Annotated in this window: 10 protein-coding genes; 4 read left to right on the top strand and 6 right to left on the bottom strand. The window is 72.3% G+C overall.

What is annotated here, in order from left to right; genetic code table 11:
* The first annotated feature begins 238 nt into the window (after positions 1–238).
* Entirely contained in the window at positions 239–997 is a 759-nt protein-coding gene (locus ACFXAZ_RS33960) for a GntR family transcriptional regulator (protein ID WP_384599047.1), read from the top strand.
* Positions 998–1,065: 68 nt separating this feature from the next.
* On the opposite strand, the gene ACFXAZ_RS33955 is transcribed toward ACFXAZ_RS33960, so the two are convergent.
* From ACFXAZ_RS33955 to ACFXAZ_RS33945, 3 genes are all read right to left on the bottom strand, one after another.
* Positions 1,066–1,713: a DUF305 domain-containing protein gene (locus ACFXAZ_RS33955; protein WP_384599035.1), complete on the bottom strand. Its 648-nt coding sequence runs from the start codon at positions 1,711–1,713 to the stop codon at positions 1,066–1,068.
* A gap of 115 nt (positions 1,714–1,828) precedes the next feature.
* Positions 1,829–2,464, bottom strand: a complete 636-nt coding sequence (locus ACFXAZ_RS33950) for a DUF6153 family protein (protein ID WP_384599032.1) — start codon at positions 2,462–2,464, stop codon at positions 1,829–1,831.
* 166 nt (positions 2,465–2,630) lie between these two features.
* Positions 2,631–2,987, bottom strand: a complete 357-nt coding sequence (locus ACFXAZ_RS33945; RefSeq protein ID WP_384599029.1) for a DoxX family protein — start codon at positions 2,985–2,987, stop codon at positions 2,631–2,633.
* Between the two features lie 513 nt (positions 2,988–3,500).
* Here ACFXAZ_RS33945 and ACFXAZ_RS33940 point away from each other — a divergent pair.
* Complete coding sequence (locus ACFXAZ_RS33940) at positions 3,501–3,866, top strand: cupin domain-containing protein (RefSeq protein ID WP_384599026.1); 366 nt, start codon at positions 3,501–3,503, stop codon at positions 3,864–3,866.
* Between the two features lie 57 nt (positions 3,867–3,923).
* Here ACFXAZ_RS33940 and ACFXAZ_RS33935 read toward each other — a convergent pair whose 3' ends face one another.
* The 3 genes from ACFXAZ_RS33935 to ACFXAZ_RS33925 all read right to left on the bottom strand — a co-directional run bounded on the left by ACFXAZ_RS33935 (position 3,924) and on the right by ACFXAZ_RS33925 (position 7,296).
* Entirely contained in the window at positions 3,924–4,898 is a 975-nt protein-coding gene (locus tag ACFXAZ_RS33935) for an NAD(P)-dependent alcohol dehydrogenase (protein WP_384599023.1), read from the bottom strand.
* A gap of 295 nt (positions 4,899–5,193) precedes the next feature.
* Positions 5,194–6,504, bottom strand: a complete 1,311-nt coding sequence (locus tag ACFXAZ_RS33930; protein ID WP_384599020.1) for an FtsX-like permease family protein — start codon at positions 6,502–6,504, stop codon at positions 5,194–5,196.
* Positions 6,505–6,507: 3 nt separating this feature from the next.
* Positions 6,508–7,296 carry an ABC transporter ATP-binding protein gene (locus ACFXAZ_RS33925; protein WP_384599044.1) on the bottom strand — a complete coding sequence of 263 codons (789 nt, stop codon included), beginning with the start codon at positions 7,294–7,296 and terminating at the stop codon, positions 6,508–6,510.
* A 191-nt stretch (positions 7,297–7,487) separates the two neighbouring features.
* Between ACFXAZ_RS33925 and ACFXAZ_RS33920 the strand changes: the two genes are divergently transcribed.
* Complete coding sequence (locus tag ACFXAZ_RS33920) at positions 7,488–8,252, top strand: ABC transporter permease (protein WP_384599017.1); 765 nt, start codon at positions 7,488–7,490, stop codon at positions 8,250–8,252.
* Positions 8,249–8,920, top strand: coding sequence for an ABC transporter permease (locus ACFXAZ_RS33915; RefSeq protein ID WP_384599015.1), 672 nt, complete (start codon positions 8,249–8,251; stop codon positions 8,918–8,920). The genes ACFXAZ_RS33920 and ACFXAZ_RS33915 overlap by 4 nt, the downstream gene beginning before the upstream one ends.
* Positions 8,921–8,943: the final 23 nt, after the last annotated feature.

The following is an 8,943-nucleotide window of genomic DNA, read 5'->3' as shown; positions in this document are numbered from 1 at the left end:
CGCGGGGCCCCCGCGCGCCCCTGACCCCCCCCGCCCCGCGCCGCCCGCCCCCGGCGCCCTCCGGGGGCCGGGCGCCCGGCGGCACCCCGCCACAGCGGCACCCGTCCCTGACGAAGACCCGAGAAACCCGAGAAGTCCGAGCACCCCGGGACACCGAGCAGCCCCGGGATACCGGGCAGCCCCGAGCGACCGGAAAGCCCCGAGCGACCGGGCGGCCCAAGAAGGAGACATGACGAACGTGACGGCCGACAATGGGGGACCTCCGGCGATCCAGCGTGATGTCCCCACGGCGATCCACACGCAGATCTCGGAACACATCCGGCTGCGTATCGCCAGTGGTGAGTGGCCGGCGCACTACCGCCTCAAGAGCGAGCCGGAACTGGCCGACGAGTTCGGCGTCAGCCGCGGCACCCTGCGCCGGGCCCTGACCACGCTGATCGAGGAGGGCCTGCTGAGGCAGGTGCGCGGGCGCGGCACGTTCGTCACCTCGACGACCATCGAGCCCGCCATCGCCCAGAAGCTGAGCACCCTCTCCGAGGACTTCGCCAGCCAGGGCGTGGTGACCACCACCTCGGTGCGCGAATGCTCGCTGATCGTCCCGCCGCAGCCCGTCGCCGCCCTGCTGGACGTCACCCCCGGCACCCGGGTGCTGCGCCTGGTCCGGGTCCGCAGCACCGGAGAGGGCCCGGTCGCCCTGCTCTTCAACTTCGTACGCACCGACCTCGCGCCCGGTATCGAGGAGGTCGACTTCACCACGTCGAGCCTCTTCGGCGTTCTGGAGGGCACCTATGGGCTGAAGATCGCCACCGCCCGCCGTACCTTCAGCGCGGAGGCGGCTCCCGCCGATGTCGCCGAGGCCCTGGTGCTGAGCGAGGGCGCGCCCGTGCAGTACCTCCAGCAGGTCACCTATCTCGCCGACGACCGGCCGGTGGAGTACTCGGACGTCTGGATCCACAGCGGGCGGCTGCGGGTCACCTCGCTGCTGCTGCGCCGCTGAGCCCCCGGCGACGGGTCCGGGCCCCTGGGGGCGGGTCCGGGCCCGGACCCGCCCCCCGAGGAATGGGATCAGCCCTTCCCCAGCATTTCGTTCATCCGCTCGATCTCGGCGGACTGGGAGGAGATCACGGCGTCCGCCAGGTCCAGCGCGGGCTGGTAGGCGCCGTCCTGCTTCTCCGCCCCGGCCATCTCCACCGCGCCCTCGTGGTGCTTGACCATGAGGGTCAGGAACGCGGTGTCGAAGGCCTGCCCGGACGCCGACTCCAGATCGGTCATCTCGTCGGCGGTCATCATCCCGGACATGTCGTGCCCGTCATGACCGGCGTCCGCGGCGGGCACGTCCTCGCCCCAGGCGGTCAGCCAGCCGGACATGGTCTCGATCTCCGGGTCCTGTGCCTTCTTGATCTCCTCGGCGAGGGCCTTGACCTCTTCGGAACCGGCCCGGGTGGCCGCCAGGTCGGCCATCTCCACGGCCTGCCGGTGGTGCGGGATCATGCCCTGCGCGAAGGCGATGTCGGCGGCGTTGTGCTCGCCCTGCGAGGCCGACGCGGACGTGTCGGCCGACGCCGACGCCGAGGCACTGCCCGCGTCGTGGCCGCCGTGCGCGGAGGAACCGGCGTCGCCGTCCCCGGATCCACAGGCGGCCAGGACGAAGGCGGCGCCGGCGGTGCCGGCCACCATCGCGGCACGGCGGAAGAACGTACGGTGTGCGGTCATGCTGCTGGAACTCCTTGTGCTGCGCGCCACGACGGACGCGAGGTGAGGTGGAGACAGACCGGAGCACGGCGGATACGCCCCTTTTTTCTGGGCGGGGGAGGCCGTGCGGGTGTCTCTAGATCCGCAGGAGTTGCAGTTGCGCCAGATCGGGCGGCGCCCGCCCGCTGTCCGTCGCGGCGGCGGCCCGGCCGGGCGGCACGAGCGGAGAGGCCGCCGGTTCGAGGGCGGACGCGAGGGCGGGAGTGGCGTACGACGTCGAGACCCCACTCGCGGCACACGTGACATCGGCGTGCCGCGCATGCCCGGACCCACCGTCATCGCCGGTGGCCCGCGTGCAGTGGACATCGTGGGGGGCGGGGGCGTCGGGCGTGGTCCCGGCCTCGACCCCATGCGCACGGGCTTCCGGGACCGGCTGGGTGGGGGTGGTATCGCGGATCTGCTGGACCGCGTGGCTGGCGGTCATCGCGCGGGCCCGCTGCTCGAACGGCCGGGCGACGGTATCGCCGCCTGTCTGCCGCGCCGCCTGGAGGCCGTCGCCCTCGCCCGCCTGCTGGACCGGCCGGACGGCGGTCGCCGTACCCGTCTCCTGAACGGGCTGGGCGGCGGTCATCCCATGCTCCGCGTGCGACGCGGGCGCGCCTCCCGGACCCAGCCCGTGCATGGCGAGCACCCCCGCCAACACGGCGAACACCAGCAGCAGCACCGCACGCCCGGAGGGGCGTCGGCTGGTTCGCTGCGGGGTGCTGGTCACGGGGGCCATAGTAGAGGCCGCGCGCCCCGGGGGCGGGCGGCGCCCCGCCGGAGGACCCGATCGGCGCAGGGTGGGTGGGTACGGCGACACCGGCGGGCATGGGGTGTCGGTGAGTTGTGTGCAGGGGTCGCTCACCGATGGGGGCGGTACTGCTGCGTCCCTCGGGTTACGAGGGGCCGTGGTGGAGCAGGCTCAAGGTCAGGGCCGCCAACGCTGTGGCGAGGAACACGATCCCGCCGATGATGTTGCGGGACCCCACGCGTAGGTGGGCGATGATCGCGCCGATGAAGTAGAGCACGAGGCCGGAGGCGGCGAGGGTCCCCAGGAGCGGCACGGCGAGTCCGGCCAGCAGTCCCACGGTGCCCGCTGCCAGCAGCAGGCCCAGTACCGGCACCCACTTGCGGGGCACGCCCTTCATGTCCGCCTGGGTTTTGGGGTATTCGTGGCCGATCAGATAGGTGGTGGCGGCGGCACCGTTGAAGACCGCACCCAGGATGGTGACCGTCACGTAGGCAGCGAACACGATTTCTCCGCTTCTGTGGGGAATGGGCTTGCTGGGCACTCCGGTGTGGGTGCCGTTCTCCTGGATGACCGGTCGGCGACTCGGTTTTGTGACATCGGCTGATCGGCGGGGACGTCGATGCCGTGGGGGTATGGACCGTCACGGTCCCGGGTCCGGCATCCTCGACGGCCACCGAGCCATAAAGGGGCTCAAAGGTGATCTGGCGTGATCGACGGCATCCGATTGCATTCAGCGCTCGTGTGGTCACTTCAGGTGATCCGGAGGTTTGCGCACCCCGACGTTCCAGGGCGCTCTTGCCCCTCGAAGGTGCCCCGCCTGGAATCTCTGCCCCCGACTCTTCCGGGGCCCCGGAATCGCACCCCGCCCACCCCTCCCCGATGGCGCCCCCGCCCCGTCCGGGCGGAGGATGGACGGTGAGGGGCCCGGCCCCGTCCGCCTCGCTCGCATCGCGTGAGTGGGCGGTGGAGAGCCGGACCCGGTCGCAGACCGGTGCGGCCGGAAAGGAGGAGCGTCATGTTCGAGATCAAGACGCTCGACAAGCCGGATGAGCGGCGCGACTTCCCGCGCGGCCACCTCGAAACCATCCATCTGACCGGACTCGACTTCGCCATCGGCACCTTCGAGCCCGGCTGGCGCTGGTCGGAGTCCGTCGCCCCGCTCGCGGGCACCGACACCTGCCAGATCCACCACAACGGCTATGTCGTCCAGGGACGCATGCGCTTCCGCATGGACGACGGGGCCGAGGGCGAGGTCGGGCCCGGCGATGTCTTCGTCCTCCCGCCCGGGCACGACGCCTGGGTCATCGGTGACGACCAGGTCCTGCTCTACGACTTCGCGGGATCCATGGCCAACGAGTACGCCAAGCCCACCGACCGCTAGCCGTCCGATCGCAGATCCCTCCCCGGCGCGGGTGTGCCGCACCGGCGTACCCGCGCCTCACACCGTCACGACGATCTTCGCGCGGGCGTGCTCCACCTCCAGGTGCCGGATGGCCTCCGCCGCCTCGCTCAGCGGGTACGTCCGCTCCACGACAGGGGTGACCTTCCCGGCGTCGACCAGATCCCGCAACGCCGTGAGATTCGACTTGCTGGGCTTCGCCGGAAGCTCCAACAGCCGCTGACGGACGAACGGGGACAGCAACCGGCGCCGGAAGAAGAGGCCCATGGGGCCGAGAAGACTGCCGCCGTCGTAGAAACCTCCGCCGGACAGGACGAGTGTCCCCTCCGGGGCGAGCGCACGCCGGAAGTCGGCCAGGGACCGGTTGCCCACCAGGTCCAGCACCACGTCGTGGCGGCGCCCGGCGCGGGTGAAATCCTCCCGGGCGTAGTCGACGACATGGTCCGCCCCCAGCGTGCCGGCCAACTCCGCGTTGCGGGCCGTGCACACCGCGGTGACCTCCGCGCCGTACGCCTTGGCGATCTGCACGGCGAACGTGCCCACCCCGCCCGAAGCGCCGTTCACCAGCACCGTCTGCCCCGGCTTCACCCCGGCCACGTCCCGCAGACCGATCAGCGCCGTGTTGGCGGCCAGCGGCATCGCGGCGGCCTGCTCGAAGGTCAGCCGGGCCGGTTTACGGTCCACCGCGCCGTCCGCCACACACACGAACTCCGCGAACGCCCCGTCCGCCTCGCCGTACACCTCGTCGCCGGGCGCGAGCCCGGTCACCGCACCGCCGACCGCCTCCACCACCCCGGCGAAATCCCGTCCCCGTATCGCCGCCTTCGGTCCGCCGAGCCCGAACGCCAGCCTGGCGATCTTCGGATCGCCGCGCAGACAGTGCCAGTCGTAGGCGTTGACCGAGGCCGCCCGCACCCGCACCAGCACCTCACCCGGCGCCGCCACGGGCCGCTCCACCTCCCGCACCTCCAGCGCGTCCCACCCGCCGTACCGGTCCTGCACCACAGCCTTCATGAGCCCCCACCGGTCCCCATCCATCCCCGCCGCCGATTCCGGCCGGCCCGCCTCAAGCCCTCCCCACGAGCCTAGGGACCGCCGGGCCGCACGACATCAGGGACGGACCCTGAGAACACCCGGGGGACCACGGGAGGGATCCCCCGGGGGATCCCATGGGGATCACACGGGGGGCACATGGGGGAAACACTCAGAGGAACAGCCCTGCCCCACCTCGCATGCCCACCCCCACCTCCCATGCCCACCCCCACCTCCCATGCCCACCCCCACCTCCCATGCCCACCCCCACCCACCCTCACGCCGCCAACCCCACCGCCCCCACCGCCGGCGTCCGCAGCACCCGACGCGCGGTCAGCAGGCTCGTGCCCAGCGTCACCGTCGTCGCGATCGCGGCCACCGCCGCCCAGATGCCCAGGAACTGACCCGGCAGCACCGCGTCCGAGCGGACCACCGTGAACGGCACCACCCCGGCCAGCGCCGCCGCCGTGCCGAAGAACAGCCCGGTCACGGTCAGGACCAGCGCCTCCGTGCCGACCATGGCCAGCACCTGCCCCGGCGTCGCCCCGGCCAGCCGCTGCTGGCCGAACTCCCGCTCGCGGTACGCCGTCGCCGCGTACAGGGAGTTCACCAGCATCACGCACACGAACACCACGATGATGCCGACGACCGTGAAGTTCAGCGTCTCCAGGTTCTTCGCGTCGACCGACTTCACCAGGCCCGACGCCGCCACCTCGGCGCTCTCCACGGACTGCATGGTGAGCGTCGCCGCCGACACCGCCGTGAACAGGATCAGCGACATCAGGATCCCGGCGAGCTGCCCGGACCGGCGGCGCAGATTGCGTACGGCCAGCCAGCCGCTCGCGCCCGTCGGGTCCAGCCGCCGCAGCACCGTGTCGAGCAGCCGCGGCGCGAACAGCGCGCAGCCCACCGACAGCAGGATCGCCCCGTACGCGGCCGGTGCCATCAGCGCCGCGTCCGTCGCGTCCAGCGTGAGAGTCGCGGTCGCCGTCAGGCCGCCCGCGATCAGCGCCGTGTACGCCAGGACCGTACGGCCCCGGCCGCGCGGCTCCTCGCGGCGGGTGGCCCGGCGTACGGCGAGGAAGGCCGCGCCCGCCGACGCCAGCACGGTGATGCCGATGCCCGACAACAGGGCGATCGGCCCGAAGGCGGGGTCGACGGAGTCCGCGACCTGCCCGCTGTCCTGGAACACCGCCAGCAGCGCCCGGCCGCCCAGCACGCCCGGCACGATCGCCAGCGCCGCACCCACCAGGGCGACGGCCACCGCCTCACCCACCACCATCCGTTTGAGCTGCGCCGGGGTCGCCCCCGAGCAGCGCAGCAGCTCCAGTTCGGCCGTGCGCTGGCGCACATTGACGGTGAGTGTGGAGGCGACGGCGAAGAACACCAGCAGTGAGCCGTACCCGCCGACCACGCTCGCCGCCATCGTCAGGGTCTCCGAACTGACCGCGTCCACACCCGGCCGCCCGGCCGTGTCGTGCAGCGAGTTGAACGTCATGATGATCGCGGCGCCGAGGAACGCGGACAGCAGGGTCGCGAGAAACCGTCCGGGCCGCCGCCGGATCGACCGCAAGGCCAGCATCAGCATCGCTCACACCCCCACGCGCACGTCGTCGCCCAGATGCGCGAGCCGCTCGGCGACCCGGTCCGGCGTCGGCGCGTCCATCCGCCCGGCCAGCCTGCCGTCCGCCAGGAACAGCACGGTGTCCGCGTACGAGGCGGCGACCGGGTCGTGCGTCACCATCACCACCGTCCGCCCGTGCAGCCGTACCGCCTCCTGGAGCAGCCCCAGCACATCGCGCGCGCTGCGCGTGTCCAGGGCGCCCGTCGGCTCGTCCGCGAAGATCACCCGGGGTTCGGTCACCAGCGCCCGCGCGATCGCCACCCGCTGGCGCTGACCGCCGGAGAGCTGGTCCGGGCGGTGCCCGAGCCGGTCGCCGAGGCCCACCGACTCCAGCACCTCACGCGCCCGCCGCCGGTCCACCCGCCGCCCGGCCAGCTTCAGCGGCAGCACCGTGTTCTGCGCCACGGTCAGCGTGTCGAGCAGGTTGTACTGCTGGAAGACAAAGCCGATCCGGCCCCGCCGGAACCGGGTCAGCTCCGCCTCGCCGCCCTCCGACAGCACCGTCCCGTCCACCGCGACGATCCCGCTGTCCGGCCGGTCGAGCCCCGCCGCGCACTGGAGCAGCGTCGACTTTCCAGAACCCGACGGCCCCATCACGGCGGTGAACGTCCCCCGCGCCAGCGTCAGCGTCACCTCGTCCAGCGCGGTCACGGCCCCGTCGCCAGCCCCGTACGTCTTCGCCACCTTGACCAGCCGCAGCGCCTCGGCGGCGGGTTCCCGGTCGTGCCGTTGTCGTCGTGACCTGGTGCCCCACATCGTCATCACCCTCCGTACGGCACGCCCTGCGCCTCATCCACGACGTTACGGAGCGCGGGGCCGCACCACATGGGGCGCAGAACCCGTATCGGAGGGTGTACTCAGCGACACCCTCCCGCCGATTCCCGGCCCGCTCCCCGAACGGGCGACCACAACAGGCCGCCCCCGCCCCCCACCGCTCCAATGGACCCATGGCCGCGCCCCCGGACGACTGTCTCGCGCGCAACGACTGGATCTGCGGCGAGTATCTGAGCACCCGCGAACAGATCCTCACGGATGCGGTGCTCCAGCATCTCCAGCTGACCTTCGTCGCCGTGCTGATCGGCCTCGCCGTCGCCCTGCCGCTCGCGGTGCTGGCCCGCCGCTGGGGCTGGGCGGCGGCCCCCGTCCTCGGGGTGACGACGATCCTCTACACGATCCCGTCCCTCGCCATGTTCTCCCTGCTCCTGCCCCTGTACGGGCTCTCCGCCACCCTGGTGATCGCCGGGCTGGTGCTGTACTCGCTGACCCTGCTGGTCCGCAACATCCTCGCGGGCCTGCGCGCGGTCCCCGAGGAGACCCGGCAGGCCGCCCGAGGCATGGGCTACGGACCCATCCGGCTGCTGCTCACCGTCGAACTGCCCCTCGCCCTGCCCGCCGCGATGGCCGGACTGCGCATCGCCACCGTCTCCGCAGTCTCCCTGGTCACGGTCGGCGCGATCGTCGGCTACGGCGGCCTGGGCAACCTCATCTACTCCGGCATGAACACCTACTTCAAGGCCCAGGTGCTCACCGCGTCCGTGCTCTGCGTGATCATCGCGATCCTCGCCGACCTGCTGCTCCTCGGCATCCAGCGCCTGCTCACCCCCTGGACGAGGACGGCCCGCAAGGAACGCGGGCGACGCGGGCGAAGGCGCGCCGCGCCCGGCGGCGACCACGGCCGCCCGCGCGTGACGACCGGAACGGGCCCCGCATGACGACCCTCACCGACGCCTGGGACTGGCTCACCGACCCCGCCCACTGGTCCGGCGCCGACGGCATCTGGCAACGCCTGCTCCAGCACTTCGTGCTCACCGTCGTCTGCCTGGTCGTCAGCTGTCTGATCGCCCTGCCCATCGCGCTCGTCCTCGGCCATCTCGGCAAGGGCGGCGCGCTCGCCGTCAACCTCTCCAACATCGGCCGCGCGGTCCCCACCTTCGCCGTCCTGGTCCTGCTGCTCCTCACCCCGGTCGGCAACTGGGGCGAGGGCCCCACGGTCGTCGCCCTGGTCCTGTTCGCCGTACCACCCCTGCTCACCAACGCCTATGTCGGCATGCGCGAGGTCGACCGGGCCACCGTGCAGGCAGCACGCGGTATGGGCATGACGGGACGACAGGTGATGTTTCACGTGGAACTGCCCCTCGCGTCCCCGATGATCCTCACCGGCGTCCGGATCGCCGCCGTCCAGCTCGTCGCCACCGCGACCATCGCCGCGCTCGCGGGCGGGGGAGGGCTGGGCCGGATCATCACAGCTGGCTTCAACCTCGCCAGTACGCCCCAGGTGGTGGCCGGCGCCTTCCTGGTCGCCGTGTTCGCCCTGCTCGTCGAGGGCGCCTTCGAGATCACCGAACGGCTCTCCCCGGCCTGGGTCAGGGGCACCCGGTGAGGGCCCGGACGGGACACTCGATG

It is taken from the genome of Streptomyces sp. NPDC059477, assembly GCF_042749375.1.
Taxonomy (GTDB): Bacteria; Actinomycetota; Actinomycetes; order Streptomycetales; family Streptomycetaceae; genus Streptomyces.
This window is presented reverse-complemented; position numbering and strand designations above follow the sequence as displayed.